This window comes from Amycolatopsis sp. NPDC005232 (genome assembly GCF_040607795.1).
GTDB lineage: Bacteria > Actinomycetota > Actinomycetes > Mycobacteriales > Pseudonocardiaceae > Amycolatopsis.
In genome coordinates, this window is the sequence record NZ_JBEXHL010000042.1 from 12,552 (window position 1) to 38,813 (window position 26,262).

The following is a 26,262-nucleotide window of genomic DNA, read 5'->3' on the forward strand; positions in this document are numbered from 1 at the left end:
CGAATTACGATACGACGTCCACCACGGCGGGCCGTTCCGGGGACGTCCTGGAGAGCAGGAGCGGCGAAAGGCGGTACACCCACGCGAGCCCGCCGAGCGTCACGAGCACGGCCGCGCCGTAGGCCCACGGCAGGATGTAGGCGTGGCCGTCGAACGTGCTCCCGGTGGGCGGCAGCAGGAACGGCAGCCCGGCGCTGACCACGGTCGCGGCCACGCGGAACCGCGACGTGCCCGCCGCCGCGGCCAGAGGGATCACAGCCCACAGCACGTACCACGGCTGCAGGTTGATCTGCAGGATCATCGCGGCGCCGAGCGCCACCCCGAGCCCGATGATGGGCCGGTAGCGCCACTTGAAGCTGGCCCACAGGAACTTGACGGTGACGAACGCCGTCACCAGGTAGCCGAGCGCGCCGATGATGGGCACCAGCGCGTCGGTGTGGTTGCCGAGCCCGAGCGCGATGCCGAGCACCCCGGTGAGGTTCGCGAGCTCGGCGGTGGGGGAGATCCACGAGCGCACGAGGCCGGGGGTGCCGAGCGCGCCGATCCAGCCGAAGCCCAGACCCGTGCCGTAGGAGACCGCGACGAGCACCGCACCGAACAGCAGCGCCATCGGCACTCCGGCCCGCACGAGGTCCTTGATGCTCCCGTGCCAGCGCCGCGCCACCATCACCGCGAAGAACGGCAACGCGAGCAGTGCGGGCACCTTGACCGCGGCCCCGAGCGTGATGATCGCGACACCGAGCCCGATGCACAGCAGCTCGCCCTTGGCCATCGGCGGTGGGGAGTCGCCCTTGACGCGCACCGGCAGCCGCCGGATGCCGACCTCCAGCCCGGCGACCATCAGTCCGATGGCCAGCGCGTCGTTGTGGGCGCCGGCGATGAAGTGGAAGATCAGCAGCGGGTTGGCCGCGCCCAGCCACAGCGCCGTCACCGGTTGCACGCCGAAGCGGCGCGCCAGCCGCGGCACGGCCCACACGATGAGGACCACGCCGACGAGCGCCAGGCCGCGCTGCAGCAGCACGCCCGTCACGATGTCGTTGCCGCCGATCGGCGCGAGCCAGCCGCCCAGGCGCAGCAGCAGCGGCCCGTACGGCGCCGGCGTCTCGCGCCACATGTTGGCCACGCCCGCGGTGAGCGGGTCGGCGACGCCGAGCGCCTGGGCCGGGCCCAGGGTGTACGGGTCCATCCCGCGGTGCACGATCTCGCTCTGCGCGAGGTAGCTGTAGACGTCCCGGGAGAACAGGGGCGGGATGAGCAGCAGCGGCGCCACCCACATCGCGATCGTGCGGGCCAGCTGGCCCTGGCTGGCCAGCCGGGCGCTCGCGGGCCGGGCGAAGCGGCCGAGCATCAGCCAGCTCAGCACGAGGATGCCCATGCCGGAGAACGCGATGGCGAGCGAGACGGTGGGGATGCGGGTGAACAGGCGCAGCACCGGCAGGTCCTGCACCGGGTTGATCACGGGCGCCGCGCCGGCGCCGAGCGAGCCGAGCGCGAGGAACAGCGAGCCGACCGTGCCGAAGCGCCGGACGATGTCGAGGCCGCGGTGTTCGGCCTGGTCGAGGGGCTGCGGCTCGCGCGGGAGGACGGGCGAAGGTGGCGCCACGGCCGTCGCCGTGTCGCCGGGTGTGCCCACTTCCGGGTCCCGCTGCACGGGTTGCTCGCCGACTGCCACGTCAGGAAGGGTATCGAGTCCCTCCGGCCGTGACTCAGGTCACTGCCGGACACCCCACCTTTGCCCCTGCGCCGGAAATAAGACACACTTGTGTTGTGAAAAAGAACGGGACGCCTGAGGGAGAGGTCTGCGAGGAGCTCGGCGATCAGCCGCGCGCCGCGGACGTCGGCGTTCCCGTGCAGGTCAGTGCCGCAAACTCGCTCGAAGGGCGCACGCGCCACGAGGTGGCACGCCTGCTTCTCGAACAGGGCCCGATGACCGCCGTGGTGGTCGCGGAGCAGCTCGGCATCAGCCCCACGGCTGTCCGCAGGCACCTCGACGCGCTGGTGGCCGACGGCGAGGCCGAGACTCGCGACGCGCCCCGGCGCGGTCCGCGCGGGCGCGGGCGCCCGGCCAAGTTCTTCCTGCTCACCGAGTCGGGCCGCGCCCGGTTCGGGCACGCCTACGACGACCTCGCGGTGTCGGCCATCCGGTTCCTCGCCGAGCACGCCGGCCCCGACGCCGTGCGCGCCTTCGCCGAGAGCCGCGTCGACGCGCTGGTGGGCCCGCACCGCTCCGCCATCACCGGTTCGAGTGATCCCGCGGAGCGCGCCGAGGCCCTGGCCACAGCCCTGACCAGGGAGGGCTACGCTGCGTCGACCCGCCAGGTCGGTGTCGGTGAACAGCTGTGCCAGCACCACTGCCCGGTCGCGCACGTCGCGGCTGAGTTCCCGCAGCTGTGCGAGGCCGAGACCGAGGCGTTCGCCCGGCTGCTCGGCACCCACGTGCAGCGGCTGGCGACGATCGCACGCGGCGACAACGCGTGCACCACACACGTACCCGCCGTGACGACGGGTATCCCGGCCCTTCCCGAGCCGGACAGCACCAGGCCCTCCGGGACGACCGAGGCGGTTGCGGCGACGCAGCCGGCGCGGGCGGCCCAGGGGCGTACAGCACGGATCCCGAATGGAGGGAAACCCGCATGACTGCCGCTGCCGAGCAGCGCACTCCCACCACCGCGCCACTGAGCCAGGAAGAGACCATCGAGTCCCTTGGCAAGTACGCGTTCGGCTGGGCCGACTCCGACGAAGCGGGCGCAAGCGCCCGTCGCGGACTGAACGAGGATGTCGTCACCGACATCTCCGGGAAGAAGTCCGAGCCGGAGTGGATGCGCGACGCCCGCTTGAAGGCGCTCAAGCTCTTCGAGCTGAAGCCGATGCCCAACTGGGGCGCCGACCTCTCCGGGATCGACTTCGACAACATCAAGTACTTCGTGCGGTCCAGCGAGAAGCAGGCCACCAGCTGGGAAGAGCTGCCCGAGGACATCAAGAACACCTACGACAAGCTCGGCATCCCCGAGGCGGAGAAGCAGCGCCTCGTCGCCGGTGTCGCCGCGCAGTACGAGTCCGAGGTCGTCTACCACTCCATCCGCGAGGACCTGGAGTCCCAGGGCGTGCTGTTCCTGGACACCGACACCGCGCTCAAGCAGCACCCGGAGCTCTTCCAGGAGTACTTCGGTTCCGTGATCCCGGCCGGGGACAACAAGTTCTCCGCGCTGAACACGGCGGTGTGGTCCGGCGGCTCGTTCATCTACGTGCCCAAGGGCGTGAAGGTGGACATCCCGCTGCAGGCCTACTTCCGGATCAACACCGAGAACATGGGCCAGTTCGAGCGCACGCTGATCATCGTCGACGAAGACGCCTACGTGCACTACGTCGAGGGTTGCACCGCGCCGATCTACCAGTCCGACTCGCTGCACTCGGCGGTCGTGGAGATCATCGTGAAGAAGGGCGGCCGCTGCCGCTACACGACGATCCAGAACTGGTCGAACAACGTCTACAACCTGGTCACCAAGCGCGCCAAGTGCGAAGAGGGCGCGACCATGGAATGGATCGACGGCAACATCGGTTCCAAGGTCACCATGAAGTACCCGTCGGTCTTCCTCATGGGTGAGCACGCCAAGGGCGAGGTCCTCTCGGTCGCGTTCGCGGGCGAGGGCCAGCACCAGGACGCGGGCGCCAAGATGGAGCACCTCGCGCCGCACACCTCCTCGACCATCGTGTCGAAGTCGGTGGCGCGCGGCGGCGGCCGCACCTCCTACCGCGGCCTGGTCCGGGTCGCGAAGCGGGCGCACCACTCGCGCTCCAGCGTGGTCTGCGACGCACTGCTGGTCGACACGATCTCGCGCTCGGACACCTACCCGTACGTGGACATCCGCAACGACGAGGTGTCCATGGGCCACGAGGCCACGGTGTCCAAGGTCAGCGAAGAGCAGCTGTTCTACCTGATGTCGCGCGGTCTCGACGAGGCCGAGGCGATGGCGATGATCGTGCGCGGGTTCGTGGAGCCCATCGCGCGTGAGCTGCCGATGGAATACGCGCTCGAGCTGAACCGCCTGATCGAGCTCCAGATGGAAGGGTCAGTCGGCTAGTCATGTCGGTTACCGAGAACAACGTTGCCGAGTCGCTGCGGGAGGGCGCCGTCATTCCGGCGGCCTCCCGCGCCGAGCGGTTCACCTCCTACGACGTCGAGGCCTTCGAGGTCCCGGGCGGCCGTGAGGAGAACTGGCGTTTCACCCCGATGAAGCGCCTGCGCGGTCTGCACGACGGCACGGCCGTCGCGTCCGGCGAGATCAAGCTGGACGCCGACGCCGCGCCCGAGCTGAAGATCGAGACCGTCGACCGCGACGACGCCCGCCTCGGCGAGGCCGGCGTGCCGAGCGACCGGATCGCGGCGCAGGCGTACTCGTCCTTCACCCAGGCCACCGTCGTGACGGTGCCGAAGGAGACCGCCGCGTCGAAGCCGTCGACGCTGCGCATCCACGGCCCCGGCGAGGGCAAGGTCGCCTACGGGCACCTGCAGGTCCGCGTCGAGGCGTTCGCGCAGGCCGTGATCGTGCTCGACCACGTGGGCTCCGGCACCTACGCCGACAACGTCGAGTTCGTCGTGGGCGACTCCGCGAAGCTCACCGTGGTCAGCGTCCAGGACTGGGCCGACGACGCGGTGCACGTGTCCGAGCAGCACCTCAAGCTCGGCCGCGACGCGGCGCTCAAGCACATCGTGATCACCCTGGGCGGCGACCTGGTCCGCGTCTCGCCGACGGCGGCTTTCGCCGAGCGTGGCGGCGACGTGGAGATGCTGGGCGTCTACTTCGCCGACGCCGGCCAGCACCAGGAGCACCGGCTGTTCGTGGACCACGCGGTGCCCAACTGCAAATCGCGCGTGATGTACAAGGGCGCGCTGCAGGGTGACGGTGCGCACAGCGTGTGGATCGGGGATGTGCTGATCCGGGCGGCCGCCGAGGCCACCGACACCTACGAGCTCAACCGGAACCTGGTGCTCACGCCGGGTGCACGGGCCGACTCGGTGCCGAACCTGGAGATCGAGACCGGCGAGATCGAAGGCGCCGGCCACGCGAGCGCGACGGGAAGGTTCGACGACGAGCAGTTGTTCTACCTCTTGTCGCGCGGGATCCCGGAGGAGTCCGCGCGCCGGTTGGTCGTGCGCGGGTTCTTCCACGAGATCCTGGTCAAGATCGACGTTCCCGAGGTGCGCGAGCGCCTCGAGGCCGCGATCGAAGCCGAGCTCGAAGCAGTGGGCGTCTAGCTCGAGGCACGCTTTCCCGCCGAGAGCGCGTCGACACAGTCCCCCTCGTTCGGCCCCCCATCAGACTTTTAGGAAACTGAGAATGGCTACGCTGGAAATCAAGGACCTGCACGCCTCGGTGAACACCGAGGAGGGTGCGAAGGAGATCCTGAAGGGCGTGAACCTGACCATCCGGTCGGGCGAGACCCACGCGATCATGGGCCCCAACGGCTCGGGCAAGTCCACCCTGTCCTACGCCATCGCCGGTCACCCGAAGTACCAGGTGACCTCCGGCGAGGTGCTGCTGGACGGCGAGAACGTGCTCGAGATGAGCGTGGACGAGCGCGCCCGCGCCGGCCTGTTCCTGGCCATGCAGTACCCCGTCGAGGTGCCCGGCGTCTCGATGTCCAACTTCCTCCGCACCGCGGCCACCGCGGTCCGTGGCGAGGCCCCCAAGCTGCGCCACTGGGTCAAGGAGGTCAAGGAGGAGATGGGCAAGCTCGAGATCTCGCAGGAGTTCGCCGAGCGCTCCGTCAACGAGGGCTTCTCCGGCGGCGAGAAGAAGCGCCACGAGATCCTGCAGCTGGCGCTTCTCAAGCCGAAGATCGCCATCCTCGACGAGACCGACTCCGGGCTCGACGTCGACGCGCTGCGCGTGGTTTCCGAGGGTGTCAACCAGTACAAGGCTTCGAGCGAGGTCGGCGTCATGCTGATCACGCACTACACCCGCATCCTCCGGCACATCACCCCGGACTTCGTGCACGTCTTCGCCGACGGGCGCATCGTCGAGTCCGGTGGCAAGGAGCTCGCCGACGAGCTGGAGGAGAACGGCTACGTGAAGTACGTGGGCAAGGCCGAGCCCGCCGCACTCTGAGTTTTCGCACAGTTCGCGAGCACCACGAGAAGTTCCCGACTACACCGAGAGGAGTTGGCTCGATGACCACCACGGCTTCGAACAGCCCGACCAACTCTGTTCCCCTTGACGTGGCGGCACTGCGTGCCGACTTCCCGATCCTGTCCCGCACCGTGCGCGACGGGAAACCCTTGGTGTACCTGGACTCCGGCGCGACCTCACAGCGGCCGACGCAGGTCCTCGACGCCGAGCGCGCGTTCCTCGAGAACTCCAACGCCGCCGTGCACCGCGGTGCGCACCAGCTCGCCGAGGAGGCCACCGACGCCTACGAGTCCGCCCGCGCGCGGATCGCCGAGTTCGTCGGTGCCTCCCCGGAGGAGCTCGTGTTCACCAAGAACGCCACCGAGGGCATCAACCTCGTGGCGTACGCGATGAGCAACGCGAGCACGGCCGGCCGCCAGTCCGAGCGGTTCAAGGTCGGGCCGGGCGACGAGATCGTGATCACCGAGATGGAGCATCACGCGAACCTCGTGCCCTGGCAGCAGCTGTGCCAGCGCACCGGGGCCACGCTGAAGTGGTTCAAGGTGACGCCCGAAGGCCGGCTCGACCTGTCGGAGATCGACGAGCTGATCACGCCGCGCACCAAGCTGGTCGCCTTCGCACACCAGTCCAACGTGCTCGGCACGATCAACCCGGTCGACGTGCTCGTGGCCAAGGCCAAGTCGGTCGGCGCGCTGACCGTGCTCGACGCGTGCCAGTCGGTGCCCCACGGGGTGTACGGCCAGGGCAACGTCGACTTCGGCGCGCTGGGCGTGGACTTCGCGGCGTTCTCCGGGCACAAGATGCTGGCGCCGTCCGGCATCGGCGTGCTCTACGGGCGAAGCGAGCTGCTCGAAGCGATGCCGCCGTTCCTCACGGGCGGGTCGATGATCGAGCTGGTCCGCATGGAGGGCTCCACGTTCGCCCCGCCGCCGCAGCGGTTCGAGGCCGGCGTGCCGATGACGTCGCAGGCCATCGGCCTCGGTGCGGCCGTCGACTACCTCTCGGCGATCGGCATGGAGCGCATCGCGGCCCACGAGCACCTGCTCACCGAGCACGCGCTCGCCGGGATCAGCGCCATCGACGGCGTCCGCATCATCGGGCCGACCGACATGGCCGACCGCGGCGGCGCGGTGTCGTTCGTGATCGACGGCGTGCACCCGCACGACGCCGGTCAGGTGCTCGACAGCCTGGGCATCGCCGTGCGCGTGGGCCACCACTGCGCGTGGCCGCTGCACCGGGCGTGCTCCGCGCAGGCCACCGTGCGCGCCACGTTCTACCTCTACAACACACTGTCCGAAGTGGACGCTCTCGTCGACGGGATCCGCGAGGCGCAGAAGTTCTTCGGGGTCGCGAAGTGAACCTCGAGAGCATGTACCAGGAGATCATCCTGGACCACTACAAGCACCCGCACGGGCGTGGCTTGAGCGACCCGTACGACGCCGAGTCGTTCCAGGTCAACCCGACCTGCGGCGACGAGGTGACGCTGCGTGTGAAGCTCACGGACGGCAAGGTCGAGCAGGTGTCGTACGAGGGGCAGGGCTGCTCGATCAGCCAGGCCTCCACGTCGGTGCTGACCGACCTCGTCACCGGCCACACCGTGGAGGAGGCGTTCACCACCATGGACGCCTTCGTGGAACTGATGCAGGGCAGGGGCAAAGTCGAGCCCGACGAGGACGTGCTGGAGGACGGCATCGCGTTCGCCGGCGTCGCCAAGTACCCGGCGCGCGTGAAGTGCGCCCTCCTCGGTTGGATGGCGTTCAAGGACGCCGTGGCCCGCACCACCACAGGAGCTGAGAAGGCATGAGCGAAGAGACCGTGGCCCCGGAGGCCGACCCTCGCGAAGGGCGCACCGCCGCGGACCTGCCGGAGCAGACGGCGTCGTCGGTGCCCGCCGACGTCGCCAAGATCGAGGACATCGAAGAGGCGATGCGCGACGTCGTGGACCCCGAACTCGGGATCAACGTCGTCGACCTCGGCCTGGTGTACGACATCCGCGTGGAGAAGGACAACTCGGCCACGCTGGACATGACGCTCACGTCGGCGGCCTGTCCGCTCACCGACGTGATCGAAGACCAGACCTCCGCGGCCCTCACCTCCGGCGGCCTCGTGAGCGACTTCCGGATCAACTGGGTCTGGATGCCGCCGTGGGGCCCGGAAAAGATCACCGACGACGGCCGCGAGCAGCTGCGTGCGCTCGGGTTCACCGTCTGAGGCTTTTTTCGAAGGAACAGGCCACTCCGCTCGCAGCGGGGTGGCCTGTTCTGCGTTGAGGGTTGTATAACGATCTATACGGCGCCGATTGATTCGACATACCAAGGTGCCTCGCGCTCGGGGGCAAAGCGGCTCCAGAGCCCAACGGCCTCGGCCAGCGACGTGCGGCGGTCGACGTGCAGGGCCGCGAGCCGAGGGAGTGGCGCGCCCGAGGTGAGCAGGTGCTCGAGCTGGGCGCGGGAGAGGCCGAGCACCCGCAGGTGCCGCAGCTCGCCGAGCCGCTCCAGGCCGGTCACGTCGACGCCGCTGATGTCCAGGTGCACCAGGCTCGGCAGGGCGGCGAGCTGGGCCAGGTCGACGGAATGGTCGAGCACCTTCAGCTCCAGGCGCCACAGGCGGTGCCCGGCGAAGGCGGCCGAGTCGACTTCGCCTGCTTCGACGGACAGGGCCTCCAGCGCCGGCAGGTGGGTGAGGCCGCCGGTGACGCGGGCGGCGCGGTTGATGCTCACCTCGCGCAGCGCCGGGAAGCCTTGCAGGGCATCGAGGTTCACGGTGTCGGCGTCGTTGAGGTAGAGCTGCTGCACGAGAGGCTGGTCGGCGACGTCGTGCGCGCGCTCGATGCCCGGGCCGGTGACGACCTCGGAGTGGCTGCGGAAGGGGCTGTCGCGCAAGGAAACCTCGGGTTCGAGGAACACTTCGTCTTCGTAGTCCTCGTACCGGTTCTCGCGCAGCGCCTCGACGACCTCGGTGAGCATCGCCGTGACCGACGGCGCGACGTAGCGCAGCGGGCCGTGGACATCGCGGCCATACTCCACGACCTGGCCGGCGCGGCCGCTCGGCGCGGGGTCGAGGTCGGTGAACAGGAAGTTCATCGCGCGGTCGCTGCCGAAGGTGACCCACCAGTCGTTGCGGGACAAGCGTTTCACGTGCCCGAACGGCAGTGGCTCGAACACCACGCCGGTGTCGGACACCGAGTCTTCCCAGCCGTACGAACCCGGCAGGCCTTCGGTGTAGTCGGAGACCACCTGGTCGAGGTCGTTGCAGGAGTATGGCCCGAGCAGGCCGACCTGCTCGGGATCGCCGTCGGCTACGCGGTAGAGCGCCCGCAGGTCTTCCGGCAGCCGCGCGCCGATCCGCTCCTCGGCGGCCGCGATCTCCGCCTCCGTGCGGCCGGCGGGCCACGGCGGCGCCTGGCCCTTGATCCGCGTGTAGTGCGCCGCGAACTCCTCGCACAGCCGCGTGACCTCGGCGAGCACGGCGGGGTCCGTCGGCGCTCCGGTGGGCGCGGCGGCGGCCGGGCGGACCAGCCCGGACCGCGGGTGGCCCGGGTAGCGGAAGTTCTCGTCGAACACGAGCCAGCCGTCGCTGACGGGGGAGAGTGCGCCGCCCGCGGCGAAGGTGTAACTGCCGTCCGGGCGCAGCCAGAGCTCGTACGAACCGGCGGGCGCGTCGAAGAGGCTTCGCAGGCTGCTGCCGCTGATCCGCAGCCACTTACGGGTGGGCGTCCAGGCGTCGAGGGCCAGCGAGCCGCCAGCGGCGCGCACCTGCAGCACGGCTTCTTCGGCGCCGGCGGCGGAACGCAGTGCGGTCGCCAGGTCGCGGGCGGCCTCGTCGAAATCCATGGCGGTGACGCTAGCGCGAAGGTCCGACGAAAACCGGATCCGGGTGATATGACTGGCCTATGACCGAACCGGACAACGAGCGGGAACCCCGGCGGGGCCAGGCCGTCGCGGCGGTGGCGATCGCGGCTGTGGGCTTCATGCTGGTCGTGGCGACGTGGGTCGCGTGGTTGCTGGTGCGGCCCAGGATGGAGGCGGGGCCGGTGTACCCGATCGTGGGGCAGGTGTTCCTGCTCGTGCTGGGGGCGCTGTTCTTCATCGGGTTGCTGGCCGGGGTGCTGGCGATCGTGCTGGGCCTGACCGGCGGTGGGCGCGAATACGGGGGCGACGTGGCTCGCGCCGGCGTGCTGCTGGGCGTGGTCACGTGCGTGGTCGCTCTCGGCGGGGCGGTCGCGTTCGCGGTCAATCCACTGTGGACTTCGACGGTGGCCAACTTCGACATGGGGACCCTCGGCAACCCCTTCGGCCGGTGACAGTCCTCAAGTCGATCGCGCTGTTCGTCGCCGCCGCGGTGCTGGAGATCGGCGGCGCGTGGCTCATCTGGCAGGGCGTGCGCGAGCACCGCGGCTGGGCGTGGATCGGCGGGGGCATCGTGGCGCTCGGGCTTTACGGATTCGTCGCCACGCTGCAGCCCGACGCGCACTTCGGCCGCATCCTCGCCGCGTATGGCGGGGTTTTCGTGGCCGGCTCGCTGTTGTGGGGTGTGGTGGCCGATGGCTACCGGCCCGACCGGTTCGACGTGATCGGTGCGCTGTTGTGCCTCGTGGGCGTCGCGGTGATCATGTACGCGCCGCGAACCGGGTAACGCTCGCGCAACGCCCACGATAGATCAACGTGACCGAACCCGACTTTCCGCCGCCACCTGCCCCGGTGCAGGTCAAGCGGCGGTTCTCGCCACTGCTGGCGATCTTCCTCGTGTTCGCGGTCGCCGGCGCCGTAGTCGGCGCGATCGGCGTGGTGAAGGTGCTCGGCTACAGCATGGTGACCGTCCCCGGCGGTTCCATGGCCAGCACGATTCCGCCGGGCAGCGCCGTGGTCTACAACTGGGGCGACGGCCGGGAGATCCACCGCGGCGACCTGGTCGTGTTCCAGGCCGACGCGCTGCCCGACATGCCGCCCGGCCGGCTCCTCAAGCGCGTGATCGCGGTCGGTGGCGACCGCGTGGTCTGCTGCGACCCCGGCCACCGCATTGAGGTGAACGGCAAGCCGGTCACGGAGCCCTACCTCGACCCGAAGGTATCGCCCACCGCTGCGGCAATGCCCTTCAGCGCGCAGGTGCCGCCGGGCACGATCTTCGTCGCCGGCGATACGCGCGACAACTCCAACGACTCGCGCATCTACGTCAGCGCACCCGGCGCGGGCGCCATCCCGCTGTCCAAGGTGGACGGTGTGGTCGTCGCGAAGGGCACGATCTTCGCCTCGGAGAGCTTCAAGCCCACCACGGCGTTCACCGACGCGGGCCTCCCGGGCGCGTCCACCGAGGACACCGGCCTGACCACGGACCGTTACCTGGCCGCGGGTGGCGCGGTGGTGTTCCTCCTCGGGTTCATCGGCGCGATCGTCACCGGCGTGCGATCCGCCGCAAGACGACGGAAAGTGGCCCCGTCAGCGTCCTGATCACGTGCAGGTTGCAGCCGAAGAGCGACCGGTAACGCCGGCAGGGCCGGCCCGATAGAGGGGCGTGACTGACTTCCCGGCGCCCCCGGCAGCGTCGCCTCGCACGCGCCGCTTTTCGCCGTTTCTGGCGCTTTTCGTGGTGTTCGTCCTGGCCGGCCCCGTGCTCGCGGGGGCCGGGGTGGTGAAGCTGTTCGGCTACACCACCGTGCGCATCGGCGAACGCTCCATGGAAGCCACGGTCGGATATGACGAGCCCATGGTTCTCCACTGGGCCGGGAGCCACGAGATCCACCGGGGCGATCTGGTCTTGTTCCAGATCGACGCGTTTCCCGACTCGCCGCCCGGCTACCACCTCCTCGCGCGCGTGATCGCCGTCGGCGGTGACCGGGTGGTCTGCTGCGGGCCCGACAACCGGTTGCAGGTGAACGGCAAGTCCGTCACCGAGCCCTACCTCGATCCGGCGGTGCCGCTCTCGGCCGCCGCCTACGAGTTCACCGCGCAGGTGCCGCCGGGCTCGATTTTCGTCGCGGGCGACAAGCGCGACATCCCCGGCGATTCCCGCAACTATGTCTACGCGCCCGGCGACGGTGCCATCCCGCTGTCCAAAGTAGACGGAGTGATTGTCGCGAGGGGCACGGTCTTCTCCTCCGTGACCCTCAAGCCCACCACGGCGTTCACCGACGCCGGCCTGCCTGGAGCGTCCACTGCGGACACCGGACTCCACGTGGGCCGGTACCTGATCCTCGGTGGTGCCGCGCTGTTCGTGCTCGGGTTCATCTGCTTGATCGTGACCGTCGCGCGCTCCGGCGGAAGGCGACGAAGAGCAGCCGCAGGCCCACCAATGCACTGATCACGAGCAGGTTGTAGCCGAAGACCTGGTTGAGCGTGAGGTCCGGCAGCAGCCGCGGGCCGCTCGTGCTGCCGAGCAGCAGCACGGCCATCAGGCCGGTCGCGATGCCGACGAACGCCAGCAGCACCTCGTGCACCAGACCGGTGACGAGGTCGCGGTCGCGTTCGTCGGAGAACAGCCGCACGTTGACCGAAAGCCGCCCCTCTTCCAGGGCCGCGCCGATCCGGTCGACGCGGCGGGGGAGCCGGCGCAGCACTGGCAGCAGGGCCAGCACCTCGTCGCGAACGGTGTCGGGCCGTAGGCGGGCGCCGATCTGCTCGCCGGCGAACGCGCGTGATTCGCTGACCACGTCGAAGCCGGGCGCGAGCGTGGCCAGGGTGCCTTCGGCCGTCGCGAGCGCGCGGAAGACGGCGGCGATGGGCGGCGGCACGGCGAGGCGGAAGTCGGCGACCACGCGGAACAGGTCGGTGAACAGGTCGAACCCAGGCGCCCGGCCCGGGCCGAAGTGGCGCACGAGCAACGTGCCGAGCGCGCGTTCCAGGCGTTGCTCGTCGATCTCGTCGGGCCGGTCGACGATCTCCAGCAGCCCGTCGCGCAGCCCCGCCGGGTCGCCGCGGTCGAGGGCGAGCAGCAGGCTCTGCAGGCCTGCGCGCAGGCCCGCGTCGAGGCGGCCGACGGAGCCGAAGTCGAGCAGGCCGAGGGTGCCGTCGTCGAGCAGGAGGACGTTGCCGGGGTGCGGGTCGGCGTGGAAGACGCCGCCGATGAGCACCTGGTCGAGCAGGCAGCGCAGGAAAGCCCGCGCGAGCTCCTCGCGGTCGCCCGGCGCCGCGGTCGAGAGGGGTTTGCCGTCGAGGCGGCCCATCACGAGCACGCGCTCGGTGGACAGTGCTTTGTGGACGGTCGGCAGCGTCACCCCGGCCACGGGCTGCGCTGCCACGGCCTCGATGTTGGCCGCCTCCACGCGGAAATCCAGCTCCTCGGCCAGCGCGTCGGCGAAGCCGTCGGCCAGGTCGGCGACGCCGAGCGCCCGGGCCCAGCCGGCCCGTTCGTCGAGGAGCGCGGCGAGGCGGCGGACGATGTCGACGTCGCGTTCGGCCTGCGCGCGGATGCCCGGCCGCTGGACCTTGACCACGACCTCGGCGCCGGAGCGCAGCCGCGCGCCGTAGACCTGGGCGATCGACGCCGCCGCGAGCGGTTCCGGGTCGAACTCGGCGAACACGTCCTCCGGATCGGCGCCGAGTTCCTCGCGCAGCATGGCGAACACGGCTTCGGCCGGTGCGGGCGCCACGCGGTCCTGGAGCCGGCCGAGCTCGTCGACGAAGGCGGGCGGCAGCAGGTCGGAGCGGGTGGAGAGCAGCTGGCCGAGCTTCACGAACGTCACGCCGCCCTCCTCCAGCGCGCGACGCAGTGACCGCGCGAGCTTGGCGTGGCGGCCGGGACCGAGGCCGGGTTCGCGTCGGCCGGTGAGGTACCCGCCGAGGCCGTGGCCGATCGCGATGCGCATGATCCGCGAGTAGCGCCGGGCCCGCGCGACGCGGGCGCGCACCGAACGCAGCTGCCCGAACAGCCCGCGTCCGGTCCCCGACGGCGCGGCGAGCTCGGCGACGAACAGGAACAGCAGCGTCGCGGCCAGTGCGCACCCGGCCAGCGGGATGAGCAGCCCGACTGCCGCGCCGGCGCTTTCGAGTACCGCGAGCGGGAAGGTCCGCACCACCAAACCGCCGACGACCCAGCCGAATACCGCCGCGCACAGCGCCCGGACGTACCCGACCCGCACGCCGAGCACCCGCCGCGACGCGGCGACGAGCGGCCACAGCACGAGGACGTAGGCGAAGAGGCCGACCAGCAGGGTTTCCATGGTTGCCGAGCACACCAGGATTCGCGGCCGCGCGGTTCCAGCCGCGGCGGGACCGCGCTCCCTCTCGCGGGGGACCGTGATGACGGACGGTGCCGGGTCACCTACTTTCGGACGTGGCCACGGGGAATGGTGAACTCCTAACGTCATGGGGCGAACCGCGGTTGCCGGGTTTCCGGTGACCGGAGCGGACATTTCGGTGAAGGAGACGCGAATGAGGGCACGCGGGTTCGGGCGCATCGCGGCGATCGCGGTGGCGGTGGCGGCGCCGCTGGGTGTCGGGCTGGTCGCGGGGCCGGGCGCGGAGGCCGCCGCGGCGACGACGGTGTACTACACGTCGAGTGGGGCACCGGATTACGTGGCCCAGATCGACCAGGGCGCGGCGAACTGGAACGCCGTGGTGACCGATGTGAAGCTCGTGAAGCGCTCGTCCGGGGCGACGGTGGTGTTCCACGAGATCCACAGTGGTGGGTCGTACACGCAGACCGATGGTCACGGGAATGGGGACGTGTACTTGGATACGTCCCAGGTGGCGGAGGGATTTGATCCGACGAGGATTGCGGCGCACGAGCTGGGGCACAATCTCGGGCTGCCGGATGATTACGACGGGCCTTGTTCGGAGCTGATGTCGGGCCACGGGCCCGGGACGTCGTGCACCAACGCCAAGCCCAGTGCGCAGGAGGCGGTGAAGGTGCAGCAGTTGTGGCGCAACGGGTTCGGAGGTGTGAAGGGCGTGGGGACTCGGGTTACGGCTGGGGTTTATTGATATTTTCCGGGATTTTCGGAACCGGGATTTCAGGGGTGCGGGAAGGCGCCCCGAAAGTTGATTGTGACTACGGTTCAGGGCCCTTTGTCGAGCCGGGAAAGAGTACCTTGACAAAGGGCCCTGAACCGCGTTTTGGCCCCGGACCGGGGCGGGGGAGGGACTGCGCGTTCCCGCGCGATGGGTAGATCGGCTGCGGTTTGTCGTGTGGTTCGCGGCTGATTCAAAGAGGGCGCTCGCTGCGTTGCGGGGTGTGTGCGTTCCCGCTGTGGAGGGAGGCGGGAAGGCGAAGCGGCTGGGAGGATCCGGGGGTGGGAGTTCTCCGGCCGGTGGTGAGCGGGGTGACCTATCGCCGATGGGTCTACCTGATCCTGGGCGGGGCGATCAGCGTGCCGTACCTGTTGTTCGCGGCGGTGGCGGTGCCTTCGCTGGTGCCGTTCGTGACGTCGCTGGGGTGGGCGTCGGCGCTCGGGGCCGTGGTGACGGTGGTGGTGCTGGGGGCGACGTCGTTCCTGCCGGCGGTGCGGGTGCTGGAGGCGGCCGCGGTGCGGGAGTTGCTGGGCGAGGCGGTGGCGGGGCGGCCGGCCACCGTGCGGGCGCGGGCGCGGTACAGCGTGATGTTCGTGCTGCACGTGGGGGTCGGGGCGGTGGTCAGCACCGTGACGCTCGCGGTGCCGGTGGGCTTCGGGTTTTCGGTGAGCGCGGTGTTCACGGGGAAGCTGGTGGACAACGGCACCGAGGTCGTCGCGCTGGACCGGGGGTGGGGGTCGGCGTGGCTGCCGGTGGCGTTCGCGGCCGCGTTCATGGTGCTGGTCTACGCGGTGTGGGGCGTCGGCGGGCTGCTGCGGCGGGCGGCGCTGGCGTTGCTGGGGATGTCGGCGGCCGAGCGCATCGCGCAGCTCGAGCGGCGGACCGAACAGCTGGCCGAGCGCACGCGGCTCGCGCGCGAGCTGCACGATTCGGTGGGGCACGCGCTGTCCGTGGTGACGGTGCAGGCAGGGGCCGCGCGCCGGACGCTGCGGACCGACCCCGGGTTCACCGAGCAAGCGCTCACGGCCATCGAGGAATCGGCGCGCACGGCGCTGGACGACCTCGATCACGTACTCGGGTTGTTGCGCGACGGCGCTTCGTCGCGCAACCCGCAGCCGGGTTTGACGGAACTGCCGGCGCTCGTCGAGGCGACGCGGCTGGCGGGCGCGGAGGTGCACGCCGACGTGCAGGGTTCGCTGGGTGCGGTGCCCGCGGTCGTGTCGCGTGAGGTGTACCGGATCCTGCAGGAGTGCCTGACCAACGCGGTGCGCTACGCGGGCAAGGTGCCGGTGAGCGTCGCCGTGGTGGTGTCGGCGGGGCAGCTGTGCGCGACGGTGGCGAACCGGCTGGGCGCAGCGCGGCCGTCGCGGGCCCGCGGTGGGCGGGGCCTGCGGGGCATGGCCGAGCGTGCGGAGCTGCTGGGTGGCAAGCTGGCGGCGGGACCGGCGGGGGACCGGTGGGAGGTCGTGGTGACGGTGCCGTGGGGGAACCGATGAACGTGACCGTGCTGCTGGTCGACGACGAACAGCTCATTCGGGCCGGCCTGCGCGCGATCGTCGACGCGGAGCCGGACCTCACAGTGGTCGGCGAGGCCGCCGACGGCGCCGAGGTGCCTGGCCTGGTCGCGCGCCTGCGTCCCGACGTGGTGCTGATGGACGTGCGCATGCCCGCCGTCGACGGGATCCGCGCGACGCAGCACCTGATGTCCACTGTGGACGAACCGCCGAAGGTGATCGTGGTGACCACCTTCGAAAACGACGACTACGTCTACGACGCCCTGCTCGCCGGCGCCAGCGGCTTCCTGCTCAAGCGCGCCCGCCCGGAGGAGATCGTCGCGGGCATCCGCACCGTGGCCACCGGCGAGTCACTGCTCTTCCCGGCCGCCATCCGCCGCCTCGCCGCCGCCCACCCCCGCGGCCCGGCCCGCGACAGCCTCACCTCCGCCGCCCTCACCGACCGAGAGCGCGAAGTCCTGCGCCTCATGGCCGCCGGCCTGTCCAACACGGAAATCGCCACGGACCTCTACCTGGGCCTCCAAACGGTCAAAACCCACGTCGGCAACGTCCTCTCCAAACTCGGCGCGCGCGACCGCACCCAGGCGGTGATCCGGGCATACGACTCGGGCTTTGTGACGCCGAAGCCCTGACCCGGCCGGCACGTCTCGAGACCCCGGCCCAGCCGCGCGCCTACGTGCCCCGGCCAGGTCGGTCACCTCGTCAAGCCGGGCGGCTGACCGCCACGTCGCGGCCGATGCCGCGGAGCACCTCGACGCGGTCGGAGGCCGCGCGGCTCGGGTTGGCGCTGGGGCTTGGGGCCCGGCGCCATAAGCGGGCAGCCGGCGACGTCATGCTGCGGCTCTTCGGCTCGGCCCTGCGCCGGTCGTGGCCGAGCGCGGCGACCCGGACCGACGAGTCCGGTTTCGTCATCCCGAAGCCGAAACCCCGACCCAGCCGCGCGCCTACGACGTCCCGGCCAGGTAGGTCGCCTCGTCAAGCCGAGCGGCTGACCGCCACGTCGCGGCCGATGCCGCGGAGCACCTCGACGCGGTCGGAGCCCGGGCGGCTCAGGACCCAGCTCGAGCCGGGGACCGCTTTGGCTCGCTTTTTGAGCGGGGCGAGCAGGCGGGAGGCGTCGCGGTAGGAGGGGATGGAGCCGCTGCCGCAGACGAGGGTGGCGAGCGACACGGTGACCGGCATGCCCTCGGCGGACCAGTGCGTGTCGAGGAGGGCGGCGGCGACCGTACCGATCTCGTCGACGTCGCAGACGATGAGGAAGTCGTCGCCGCCGACGTGGCTGACGCGCATGCGCGGGAGGCGCCGCGAGAGGCCGGTGAGGGTTTCGCCGAGGGCCCGGATGAGGTCGTCGCCCGCGGCGAAGCCGGCGTTGTCGTTCACGGACTTGAAGGAGTCCACATCGAGCCACGCCGCCACGAACTGCTCGCCCGTGGAGATGCGGCGTTCGACGTCGCGCGCCACGGCCTCGCTGCCGGGCAGCCGCGTGAGCGGGCTCAGGGTCACGGCCTCCTCGACCTTCGCCTCGGCGACGCCGCGGACCACCTCGGTCACCAGGACCACGCCGAGGGTCCGGCCGGCGTTGTCGACCACGACCACGTCGTCGCCGGTGCGGCCCCAGTCGGCGTCGGTGACGAGCTCGAGGAACTCCAGCGCGCTCGCCGTGGCGTCGATGGTGTGCGGTTTGTCGGCCAGCCGCTCGGCCGGGCGCTTGGCGTGCAGGGCGTGGCCGTACGGGCCGGTCACGGCGACCAGGAACCGCGTGCGGTCGACCGACCACTGTGGACGGTTGTGCTCGTCGACGCCGATCACGCCGGTCGGGGCGTCGGCCGCCGCGAGGACCTCGCGCACGGCGTCGCAGGTCGCGTCGGACGGCAGCGTGGTGGCGGGACGCAGGAAGTCGCCGACGCGGGGCGCGGTGGGCGGCGCGGGCGAGCGGCGGTCGTCGGGCACCAGGGCGCCGGCCGACGGCGCGCTGCGGTGCGCGGCCGGGGGCGCCAGGAGGTTGCCCTGCGCGATGCGCACGCCGAGGTTCTGCGCCGCGTCCAGCTGCGGACCGGTCTCGATGCCGGTCGCGACGAGCCGGATGCCGGTGCGCGTCGTGAAGTGCAGCAGCGACTCGACCACGGCCACCGCCGCCGGCTCGTCCGGCAGGCCGCGCAGCACGCTGCGGTCGAGCTTCACCAAGTCCACGGGCGCTTGGGCCAGCAACGCGAGCGGGAGGTCGCCGCGACCGAGGCCGTCGAGCGCCAGCCGGAAGCCCAGCTCCGACAAAGCCCGCATACCGCCCAGAAGCCGGTCTCCGGGCAGGTGCGTGAAGGGCGGGCCGATCTCGAGGACCACGTCACGCGTGCGACGGCCGGCGGCACCGAGCTCGGCGATCAGCTCGTCGAACGCGGCAGGGCCCGACGCGAGCGTGCGGGCGGAGATGTTCAGGTGCAGGGGCAGCGCGCTCGGGCGCTCGGCCTCCTGGCGCACCGCGGCCGCGGCGAGGCCCAGGTCGACCTCGGCCAGGCGGCCGGCGCGGCGGGCTTCGGCGAGCAGCTCGTGGGCGGTGCCCTTGCCGGGGCGGGCGAGCGCTTCGTACGCGACAACGCCGCCGGTGTGCAGGCTGTACATCGGCTGGAAGGCGAACCGGACCGCACGGGGCGTCGTCACCCGGAGATCGTCGCATCCTCTCGCGCGGAAACGAAACCGTTGTCGGCAGATGTTCACCGCGCCGGAACCTGAGTTACCTGAATCGGAGTAACGAAATCGGTAGCGATCACCCGTTCGGGATGGATTTCCGTGGGCCGTTCGGAAGTGTGAAAATTCCCGTCTTCACCATGCACTCACGCCAACTCGCACACCGTCCGTGGTGGCTCGGTTCGCGCCAGTGACCAGCGCGTCCGTCCACCTGGAGCTTGATCGTTTGACCCGAAGAAGTTTCGGATACGGAATTCGCGGACTGTCCCACGTTCGGCCCGCCGGTTCCGCACGTGGTACCGCTCCCGGCTGTGCGCCGGAGCATTCGGCCTCCGATTTCGACGCCGTTACCGAATCGTATTCGGCCGGCGGCCCGCGAGCCGCGCGCGCAGCGTCGGCGGCGCCGCGCGGAACAGCCGGGCCATCGCCGCCGCCGTGCCCGGCAGGTCTTCCCGGCCCGACGTGTAGGCCTGCTGCACCGGAGCCGGCAGCGCGAAGAAGAGGTCGAAGAACTCGGCGAGCTCGGCGGGCGACATCCGGCGCAAAGCGCGCAATCCGTACTGCCGCAGGGAATGCACGGCCCGCGCCTCGGCCGTCCACAGTGTCCGGCGGGCCGCGCGCACGGCTGCCCGTGGCCCGGCCTCGAACGCACCCGCCAGCGCCGCGGCCACGCGCGGAGCCAGCCGCAGTGCCGTCGCGACGCTGTACCCGGTGGCGGGGTGCACGAGCCCGGCGGCGACCCCGAACGGGACCACCGCGCTGCGGCCCGGGGGCGGTACGTCGAGCACGATTCGCACCCGTTCCTCCCGGCCGTGCGGCCGCAGCCCCGCGCCCGCGAGCCGGGTCCGCAGCCGCGCGGCGAGCTCGTCCACCGGCACGCCCGGCCGGTGCGCGAGTGACGTCTCTTCGACGAGCACCGAGCCGTCGCCCAGCGGGAGCAGGTAGCGGAAGCTCGGCGCGCCGTCGCGCCAGTCCATGAACACGGCCGTGTTCGAGGCGCCGGGCACCAGCCGCTCGGCGTCGGCGGCCGGCAGTACGAGCCCGTACGCGGTCTGCTCGGCGCGGTGCCCACGAGGCGGGCCGCCGGACAGCACCCGGTTCCGCCCCGACGCGTCCACGACCACCGCGGTGGCGAGCCGGCGGTCGTCGGCGAGCACCACCGTCGAGCCGTGGTGCCCGTGCTCGGCGCGCGCGACCCGCCCGGCCACCACCGTCACCGGCGCGGCCGTGAGCCACGACCGCAGACCGGCGTTGTCGAGCACGAGGTAGCCGCGGTCGAGCCGGTGCTCGCACGTGCCGAACGCGACCGTCGCGCCGGGTGCCGACGCGATCACTTCGCCCGGCAGCCCAGGCAGCTCGTCGGCCCACGCGCCGTAGGTGGCACGCCACGGTGCCTTCGGCGCGGTATCGACGAGCGTGGTCGCGAGCCCGCGCCGGGCGCAGGCGCGAGCCAGCGCCCACCCGGCGGGCCCGCCACCCGCGATCAGCACGTCGCTCACCCGTCCGATCCTGCCGTATCCGGCGAGTCCGCCGGGGGCCGGACAGATACGGTGGAGCGCATGGCCGAGACCGACCCGAGAGCCGCGCGCAGGGACCCGTCGAGCTCCGTGGGCGGGTTCACCGACCTCGCCACCAGCCCGTTTCGCATCGATCGCGACCGCATCGCCGCGTCGCCGTTCTTCGCGCGCCTGGGCGGGGTCACGCAGGTGGTCAGCGCCGGCGGCGCCGGGCTGCTGCACAACCGGCTCACCCACAGCCTCAAGGTCGCGCAGGTCGCCCGCGCGATCGCCGAGCGGATCACCGCGGCCAGCGAGTCGGCCGAGCTGGCCGCGAAGCTCGGCGGCTGTGACCCCGACGTCTGCGAGGCCGCCGCGCTCGCCCACGACCTCGGGCACCCGCCGTTCGGCCACCTCGGCGAGCAGACGCTCGACCGCATCGCCCGCCACCGCTTCGGCCTCGCTGACGGCTTCGAGGGCAACGCGCAGACGTTTCGCATCCTCACCACCACCGACGTGCGCGGTCCGTCGGCGATCGGTCTCGACCTCACCGCGGCCGTGCGCGCCGCGGTGCTGAAGTACCCGTGGGCGCGGCTGCACTACCCCGAGCCGCACCCCACGGAAATGCACACGCCTCCCCGCGGCGCGGCCGAGCCTGACGGCTCACCGGGCACCGGCGCGAGCAAGTTTTCCGCCTACGCCACCGAACTCGACGACTTCGCGCAGGCGCTTGGCCCGTTCACCGGGCGCATCGAGCCCTGGCAGCAGACCGTGGAGGCGTCGGTGATGGACACCGCCGACGACATCGCCTACGCAATCCACGACCTGCAGGACTTCCACCGCATCGGCGTGCTGCAGCACGCGCCGGTCGCCGCGGAGCTGGGGGAGTGGCTCGACCAGGCGCTGGAGCTGGCCTCGCTCGACGACGAGCAGGTCGCCGCGGAGCTGCGCCGCCCCGGCCGTTCGCTCGAACAGCTGCGCCGGCGCATGCACCTCAAGGACGGCTGGATCGCCGACGACGACGCGTTTGCCGCCGCGGTCCGGCGCGTGCAGCGAGAGCTCGTCGACGGGCTGCTGGAGAACGGGTTCGACGGGTCGATCGAGGCCGAGCAGGCCACGGCCGCGTTCTCGGCCGGCTGGATCTCCCGGCTCGTCGACGGCGTCTTCGTGCTGTCCTCGCCCTCCACTCGGTCCGGGCACGTCTCGCTGCGCACCGCGCAGTGGCACGAGGTGCAGGTGCTCAAGTTCGTGCACCGCCGGTTCGTGCTCCTGCGCCCGGACCTCGCGCTGCACCAGCGCGGGCAGGCCAGCCTCGTGACCACGCTCGTCGACGCGCTCGACGCGTGGCTGCTCGACCGCGACGAGATCGGCCGGCTGCCCCGCCGGCTGCACGACCTCGTGGAGCTCGCCCACGACGAGTACGCCGGACTGGTCCGCACCATGCCGGAGGTGCTCGTGGGCGCGACCGGCGAACGTGTGGAGGGCGCCGACGCAGTGCGCGGCCTCGCGCGCGGGCGCGCTGTGGTCGACTTCGTGGCTTCGCTCACCGACAAGCAGGCCGTGACGCTGCTCGACGCGCTGTCCGGGCGCGCCGCGCAGCCGTGGTCGGACTCGTTCGTGCTCTGAGGCCGCGCTCCGAAAGGCTGCCCGAACCGGCACTTCGGGGCGGCGCTGCCGCTGAATGGCCTACGACCTCCGGTGGGTATGGGAAAATCACGGCCATACGTCACTCTAACGGCTTCTTTTTCCGATTTACCCACGGTACTTAGCTGGATCCAGCCGGTGATCACCGGCGTTGGCCAGCGTGAGTCGGGGCACGCGGTGCGAGATACGGAGGCGCACGTGCGTCGAAGCCGTTCGAAGAGACCCACCGGAGCCAGAACCAGAACCAGAGCCGCGAGCCGGACGACCGTCCTGGCCGCCGGCGCCGCGGCGCTGATCGCCGCGCTGGGCATCGTCACCCCGCCGGTCGCGGGCGCCGCCACAGCGTCCACACCGGACTCCTTCTCCGACAACTCCGCCCGGCAGATCGCGGCACTGCAGTCGATCAAGACCGGGCAGACCAAGGCGGAGTCCAAACTGGACAGCCGCCTGCTCGTCACGCAGAAGCTGCGTTCCCAAAAGCTGAGTGCCTCGGCCGTACCCGCGCTGGGGGCGGGTACGGCGAGCACCGCGGTCGTGGACATCCGTGTCACCAAGGTGTCCGACGCGCTGGTGAACGACCTGCGCAAGGCCGGCGCCGCCGTGCGCACGGTGTCGGACAAGGCCGCGAGCATCCGCGCCGAAGTGCCGCTCGCCGCGTTGCCGGCGATCGCCGCGCGCGCCGACGTGAAGCGGGTCGAGACCGCCGACCAGGCGATCACCGCCCGTGAGCTGGAAACCAAGGCGGGCCAAGGGAAAACGGCGCCCGTCGAAACCAAGCAGCAGAAGGCCGCTCGGCTCGACGCCGCGCTGAACCAGGCCCTCGCAGCCAAGAACCGGCGTGCCGCCGCGGCCACCATCACCAGTGAGGGCGACCGAGCGCACAACGCCGACCTCGCCCGCCAGCAGTACGGCGTCACGGGCACCGGCGTGAAGGCGTGCGCGCTGTCCGACGGTGTCGACTCGCTCAAGGTCTCGCAGGCCAAGGGTGAGCTGCCGGCCGTCGACGTCGTTCCCGGACAGGCCGGCGACGGCGACGAGGGCACCGCGATGCTGGAGATCATCCACGACCTCGCGCCCAACGCGGCTCTCGGGTTCGCCTCCGCGTTCGCCTCCGACGCGAGCTTCGCCGACAACATCCGCAAGCTGCGCTTCGAGTCGCACTGCGACGTGATCGTCGACGACGTCATCTACTTCAAGGAATCCCCGTTCCAGGACTGGATCATCGCCCAGGCCGTGAACGACGTGACCGCCGACGGCGCGCTCTACTTCTCCTCCGCGGGCAACGAGGGCAACGTCGCCGACGGCACCGCCGCCCACTGGGAGGGCGACTTCGCCGACTCCGGCAAGTCGGTCGGAAAGTTCGCCGGCACCGCGCACAACTTCGCGGGCGCGGCGGGCAACCAGATCTTCGAGCCGATCTCCGACGCGTCGTCGGGGAACATCCCCGTGACGCTGCACTGGTCCGACCCGCTCGGCGCTTCGGGCGACGACTACGACCTCTACCTGCTCGACGCGGCGGGCAACGTCGTCGCGTTCAGCCAGGACGTGCAGGACGGCACCCAGGACCCGTACGAGCAGCTCGCCACCCCGCTCTTCGGCGGCACCGGCCTGCGGCTCGCGGTGGTCAAGTTCTCCGGCGAGGGCCGCTACCTCTCGCTGACGGCGTTCGGCAGCCGCTTCCGCGACTCGGCCGACGGCCTCAAGGCCTTCAGCACCCCGGGCGTCACGGTCGGGCACTCCTCGGCGCGCGACGCGTTCTCCGTCGCCGCGGCACCCGCGGCCGCCGCGTTCGGCCGGGCGCTCGAGCCGGGTGACCCGGCCAACCCGACCGGTCCGTTCCCCGGCGCGTTCTCCTCGGCCAGCAAGGCCGAGCGGTTCAGCTCCGACGGCCCGCGCCGGATGTTCTACGAGGCCGACGGCACGCCCATCACGCCGGGCAACGTCTCCTCGACCGGCGGCGAGGTCCGCGACAAGCCGGAGATCACCGCGGCGGACGGCGTCCGCACCTCGGTCGGCGGGTTCGACCCGTTCTTCGGCACCTCGGCCGCCGCGCCGCACGCCGCCGCCATCGCGAGCCTCGTGCTCTCGGGCAACCCCGGTCTGTCCGGTTCGGACGTTCGCGACGCGTTCCTCGCGACGGCCGTGGACATCGAGGCACCCGGCAGCGACAACCTCACCGGCGCGGGCGTGGTCCTCGCCGACAAGGTGCTCGCCTACACCGGCGCCAGCCCGCAGCCCTACGCGCAGGCCAAGCAGCCCACCGTCACCGGGCCCGATGGCGGCAGCACCCTCGACCCCGGTGACACCGCGAAGGTGACGCTGCCGGTGACCAACACCGGCGACGGGGTCGCGTCGTCCACGAGCGTGGTGCTCACCACGACGACGCCCGGCGTCACGATCGCGCCGCGCGCCAAGTCGTACGGCACGATCAGCCCGGGCCAGACCGGCGTCAACGACTTCACCGTCACGGTCCCGGCCACCCAGGGCCTCGGCGTGCCGGTGGTGCTGAGCGCCAAGGTGACGTTCGCGGGTTCGTTCTCGCCGGTGACCAGCACGTTCGCCCTGCCGGTGGGCACGCCGTCGCCGGTGGTGCAGACCTTCTCCTACACCGGTGCGCCGGTCGCGATCCCGGACAACTCGCAGCTCGGCGCCTCGGTGCCGCTGGTGGTGAGCGGTGTCGGGGCCGCGTCGAAGGTCTCGGTTTCGATCGACGGTTCCAGCTGCACCGCCGACGAGGGCTCGACCACGGTCGGCCTGGACCACACCTACGTCGCGGACCTGGTCGGCACGCTGACCTCGCCTTCGGGCGCGTCGGCCACGCTGTTCCAGCGGGCCGGCAGCGGCGGCAACAACCTGTGCCAGGTCGTGTTCGACGACAGCGCCTCGGCGCTGCTGAGCACGGTCGGGTCGCAGTTCGCGCCGTTCACGGGCACGTACCTGCCGATCGACCCGCAGACCCCGCTCGCCGGAACCTCGGCCGACGGCACGTGGACGTTCAAGGCGGTCGACGTCGCCGGCGGTGACTCGGGCTCGATCCGCAGCGTCTCGCTGCACGTCAACGGCTACGCCCAGGCTTCGTCGCCCGGCGCGGCCGCGGTCGTGCACAAGACGGTGAACATCGGCCCGGTCCACCCCGCGATCGCTTGATCCTCAGGTGAGTACGGGGCCGTCGCGATTCTCGCGGCGGCCCCGTTCTGTTGTCCGTCAAAGGCCGAGGCGGGGGCGGACTACCGCGGCGACCGCACCTTCTCGTAGTGCCGCGCGGCCCGGGCGCGGTTGCCGCACGCGATGGAGCACCATTCGCGGCGCGGGTGGGTCTTCACGAAGAAGAGCACGCAGCCCGGTGCCTGACACGCTCGCAAGTTCGCTGCCCCGGGGCCGCCCAGCAGGGCGATCGACTGCTGCGCGATGTCCGCCAGTCCGGCCGCGATCGGCGAGCTCGCGTAGGACAGGCCTTCCCTCAGAGTGCCGCCGGTCAGTTCGAGGCGGGGAGTGGGCCGGCGGGTGACGACCTCGTTCAGGTCCCGCAGCGCGGAATCCACGTCCGGGCTTCCGTACTGCGCCAGCGGACGCTCGTCCTTCGTCACCATCGCCGCCAGGTGGCGGACGGCCGCGCGGAGCCCTCGCGCCGAGGCGAGGTCCGCGGAGGTCGCGTCGGGGCCCGCGCTCCCGAAGCCGACCGCGTGCAGCCATTCGTCCACGTCGCCGGCCGAGGTCAGGTCGTCGTGGACGCCGTGAGTGTCGGCCCAGATGGTGGCCATGAGGCGAACGGGTACGGGCTCGTCGGGCAGTACCCAGGTCCGCTCGGCTGCTCCCATGTGGACACCTTATCACGGGTGGATGAGGTTGC

23 protein-coding genes are annotated in these 26,262 nt (G+C 71.2%); 16 read left to right on the forward strand and 7 right to left on the reverse strand.

Features of this window, described 5'->3' with window-relative positions; translation table 11 throughout:
* Positions 1-4: 4 nt before the first annotated feature.
* Positions 5-1,603 carry a polyprenol phosphomannose-dependent alpha 1,6 mannosyltransferase MptB gene (gene mptB / locus ABZU76_RS44595; RefSeq protein ID WP_354882487.1) on the reverse strand — a complete coding sequence of 533 codons (1,599 nt, stop codon included), beginning with the start codon at positions 1,601-1,603 and terminating at the stop codon, positions 5-7.
* A 245-nt stretch (positions 1,604-1,848) separates the two neighbouring features.
* Here mptB and ABZU76_RS44600 point away from each other — a divergent pair, with 245 nt between their 5' ends.
* From ABZU76_RS44600 to ABZU76_RS44630, 7 genes are all read left to right on the forward strand, one after another.
* Positions 1,849-2,637, forward strand: a complete 789-nt coding sequence (locus ABZU76_RS44600) for a metalloregulator ArsR/SmtB family transcription factor (RefSeq protein WP_354882490.1) — start codon at positions 1,849-1,851, stop codon at positions 2,635-2,637.
* Positions 2,634-4,082 (forward strand): Fe-S cluster assembly protein SufB, encoded by a 1,449-nt coding sequence (gene sufB, locus ABZU76_RS44605; protein WP_354882355.1) that lies wholly within the window; start codon positions 2,634-2,636, stop codon positions 4,080-4,082. Before ABZU76_RS44600 ends, sufB begins: the two co-directional genes overlap by 4 nt.
* A gap of 2 nt (positions 4,083-4,084) precedes the next feature.
* Complete coding sequence (sufD, locus tag ABZU76_RS44610; protein WP_354882358.1) at positions 4,085-5,257, forward strand: Fe-S cluster assembly protein SufD; 1,173 nt, start codon at positions 4,085-4,087, stop codon at positions 5,255-5,257.
* Between the two features lie 82 nt (positions 5,258-5,339).
* On the forward strand, positions 5,340-6,110 hold the full coding sequence (sufC, locus tag ABZU76_RS44615; RefSeq protein WP_354882361.1) for a Fe-S cluster assembly ATPase SufC: 771 nt from the start codon (positions 5,340-5,342) through the stop codon (positions 6,108-6,110).
* Between the two features lie 62 nt (positions 6,111-6,172).
* Positions 6,173-7,489, forward strand: a complete 1,317-nt coding sequence (locus ABZU76_RS44620; RefSeq protein WP_354882364.1) for a cysteine desulfurase — start codon at positions 6,173-6,175, stop codon at positions 7,487-7,489.
* Entirely contained in the window at positions 7,486-7,935 is a 450-nt protein-coding gene (sufU, locus tag ABZU76_RS44625) for a Fe-S cluster assembly sulfur transfer protein SufU (RefSeq protein WP_220238730.1), read from the forward strand. The genes ABZU76_RS44620 and sufU overlap by 4 nt, the downstream gene beginning before the upstream one ends.
* Positions 7,932-8,342 (forward strand): metal-sulfur cluster assembly factor, encoded by a 411-nt coding sequence (locus ABZU76_RS44630; RefSeq protein WP_220238731.1) that lies wholly within the window; start codon positions 7,932-7,934, stop codon positions 8,340-8,342. The genes sufU and ABZU76_RS44630 overlap by 4 nt, the downstream gene beginning before the upstream one ends.
* Positions 8,343-8,416: 74 nt before the next feature.
* Here the strand turns inward: ABZU76_RS44630 and ABZU76_RS44635 are convergent, their stop codons facing one another.
* Positions 8,417-9,964, reverse strand: a complete 1,548-nt coding sequence (locus ABZU76_RS44635; protein ID WP_354882368.1) for an SMI1/KNR4 family protein — start codon at positions 9,962-9,964, stop codon at positions 8,417-8,419.
* 59 nt (positions 9,965-10,023) lie between these two features.
* On the opposite strand from ABZU76_RS44635, the gene ABZU76_RS44640 reads away from it, so the two are divergent.
* From ABZU76_RS44640 to lepB (ABZU76_RS44655), 4 genes are all read left to right on the forward strand, one after another.
* Complete coding sequence (locus ABZU76_RS44640; protein WP_354882371.1) at positions 10,024-10,434, forward strand: hypothetical protein; 411 nt, start codon at positions 10,024-10,026, stop codon at positions 10,432-10,434.
* Positions 10,431-10,766, forward strand: coding sequence for a YnfA family protein (locus tag ABZU76_RS44645; protein ID WP_354882374.1), 336 nt, complete (start codon positions 10,431-10,433; stop codon positions 10,764-10,766). Before ABZU76_RS44640 ends, ABZU76_RS44645 begins: the two co-directional genes overlap by 4 nt.
* A gap of 29 nt (positions 10,767-10,795) precedes the next feature.
* Positions 10,796-11,578 (forward strand): signal peptidase I, encoded by a 783-nt coding sequence (gene lepB, locus ABZU76_RS44650; protein ID WP_354882377.1) that lies wholly within the window; start codon positions 10,796-10,798, stop codon positions 11,576-11,578.
* Between the two features lie 64 nt (positions 11,579-11,642).
* A complete protein-coding gene (lepB, locus tag ABZU76_RS44655) occupies positions 11,643-12,428 on the forward strand; it encodes a signal peptidase I (protein WP_354882380.1) in 786 nt (261 codons plus the stop codon).
* On the opposite strand, the gene ABZU76_RS44660 is transcribed toward lepB (ABZU76_RS44655), so the two are convergent.
* Positions 12,352-14,286, reverse strand: coding sequence for an AarF/UbiB family protein (locus ABZU76_RS44660; RefSeq protein WP_354882383.1), 1,935 nt, complete (start codon positions 14,284-14,286; stop codon positions 12,352-12,354). The two genes, lepB (ABZU76_RS44655) and ABZU76_RS44660, sit on opposite strands and share 77 nt — an antisense overlap.
* A 211-nt stretch (positions 14,287-14,497) precedes the next feature.
* On the opposite strand from ABZU76_RS44660, the gene ABZU76_RS44665 reads away from it, so the two are divergent.
* The 3 genes from ABZU76_RS44665 (at position 14,498) to ABZU76_RS44675 (ending at position 17,222) form a co-directional block, all read left to right on the forward strand.
* A complete protein-coding gene (locus ABZU76_RS44665; protein WP_354882386.1) occupies positions 14,498-15,049 on the forward strand; it encodes a snapalysin family zinc-dependent metalloprotease in 552 nt (183 codons plus the stop codon).
* Between the two features lie 308 nt (positions 15,050-15,357).
* Positions 15,358-16,572, forward strand: a complete 1,215-nt coding sequence (locus ABZU76_RS44670) for a histidine kinase (RefSeq protein WP_354882389.1) — start codon at positions 15,358-15,360, stop codon at positions 16,570-16,572.
* A complete protein-coding gene (locus ABZU76_RS44675) occupies positions 16,569-17,222 on the forward strand; it encodes a response regulator transcription factor (RefSeq protein WP_354882392.1) in 654 nt (217 codons plus the stop codon). The genes ABZU76_RS44670 and ABZU76_RS44675 overlap by 4 nt, the downstream gene beginning before the upstream one ends.
* Positions 17,223-17,292: 70 nt before the next feature.
* Here ABZU76_RS44675 and ABZU76_RS44680 read toward each other — a convergent pair whose 3' ends face one another.
* From ABZU76_RS44680 to ABZU76_RS44690, 3 genes are all read right to left on the reverse strand, one after another.
* On the reverse strand, positions 17,293-17,502 hold the full coding sequence (locus ABZU76_RS44680) for a hypothetical protein (protein WP_354882395.1): 210 nt from the start codon (positions 17,500-17,502) through the stop codon (positions 17,293-17,295).
* A 63-nt stretch (positions 17,503-17,565) separates the two neighbouring features.
* A complete protein-coding gene (locus ABZU76_RS44685) occupies positions 17,566-19,245 on the reverse strand; it encodes a GGDEF domain-containing protein (RefSeq protein ID WP_354882398.1) in 1,680 nt (559 codons plus the stop codon).
* Between the two features lie 374 nt (positions 19,246-19,619).
* On the reverse strand, positions 19,620-20,771 hold the full coding sequence (locus ABZU76_RS44690; RefSeq protein ID WP_354882401.1) for a lycopene cyclase family protein: 1,152 nt from the start codon (positions 20,769-20,771) through the stop codon (positions 19,620-19,622).
* Positions 20,772-20,831: 60 nt separating this feature from the next.
* Here ABZU76_RS44690 and dgt point away from each other — a divergent pair, with 60 nt between their 5' ends.
* Both dgt and ABZU76_RS44700 read left to right on the forward strand, forming a co-directional pair.
* The gene (dgt, locus tag ABZU76_RS44695) at positions 20,832-22,394 is read left to right on the forward strand and encodes a dGTP triphosphohydrolase (RefSeq protein ID WP_354882404.1); all 1,563 of its coding nucleotides are present in this window, start codon (positions 20,832-20,834) and stop codon (positions 22,392-22,394) included.
* 309 nt (positions 22,395-22,703) lie between these two features.
* The gene (locus tag ABZU76_RS44700; RefSeq protein WP_354882493.1) at positions 22,704-25,559 is read left to right on the forward strand and encodes a S8 family serine peptidase; all 2,856 of its coding nucleotides are present in this window, start codon (positions 22,704-22,706) and stop codon (positions 25,557-25,559) included.
* 80 nt (positions 25,560-25,639) lie between these two features.
* Here ABZU76_RS44700 and ABZU76_RS44705 read toward each other — a convergent pair whose 3' ends face one another.
* A complete protein-coding gene (locus ABZU76_RS44705) occupies positions 25,640-26,230 on the reverse strand; it encodes an ABATE domain-containing protein (RefSeq protein WP_354882407.1) in 591 nt (196 codons plus the stop codon).
* Between the last annotated feature and the right edge of the window lie 32 nt (positions 26,231-26,262).

Bases quoted from the DNA above. Each gene is read 5' to 3' on its own strand.
- sufB (WP_354882355.1), top strand. From the start codon at position 2,634: ATGACTGCCGCTGCCGAGCAGCGCACTCCCACCACCGCGCCACTGAGC.
- sufD (WP_354882358.1), top strand. From the start codon at position 4,085: ATGTCGGTTACCGAGAACAACGTTGCCGAGTCGCTGCGGGAGGGCGCC.
- sufC (WP_354882361.1), top strand. From the start codon at position 5,340: ATGGCTACGCTGGAAATCAAGGACCTGCACGCCTCGGTGAACACCGAG.
- ABZU76_RS44620 (WP_354882364.1), top strand. From the start codon at position 6,173: ATGACCACCACGGCTTCGAACAGCCCGACCAACTCTGTTCCCCTTGAC.
- ABZU76_RS44630 (WP_220238731.1), top strand. From the start codon at position 7,932: ATGAGCGAAGAGACCGTGGCCCCGGAGGCCGACCCTCGCGAAGGGCGC.
- ABZU76_RS44635 (WP_354882368.1), bottom strand. From the start codon at position 9,964: ATGGATTTCGACGAGGCCGCCCGCGACCTGGCGACCGCACTGCGTTCC.
- ABZU76_RS44640 (WP_354882371.1), top strand. From the start codon at position 10,024: ATGACCGAACCGGACAACGAGCGGGAACCCCGGCGGGGCCAGGCCGTC.
- ABZU76_RS44660 (WP_354882383.1), bottom strand. From the start codon at position 14,286: ATGGAAACCCTGCTGGTCGGCCTCTTCGCCTACGTCCTCGTGCTGTGG.
- ABZU76_RS44665 (WP_354882386.1), top strand. From the start codon at position 14,498: ATGAGGGCACGCGGGTTCGGGCGCATCGCGGCGATCGCGGTGGCGGTG.
- ABZU76_RS44675 (WP_354882392.1), top strand. From the start codon at position 16,569: ATGAACGTGACCGTGCTGCTGGTCGACGACGAACAGCTCATTCGGGCC.
- ABZU76_RS44680 (WP_354882395.1), bottom strand. From the start codon at position 17,502: ATGACGAAACCGGACTCGTCGGTCCGGGTCGCCGCGCTCGGCCACGAC.
- dgt (WP_354882404.1), top strand. From the start codon at position 20,832: ATGGCCGAGACCGACCCGAGAGCCGCGCGCAGGGACCCGTCGAGCTCC.
- ABZU76_RS44705 (WP_354882407.1), bottom strand. From the start codon at position 26,230: ATGGGAGCAGCCGAGCGGACCTGGGTACTGCCCGACGAGCCCGTACCC.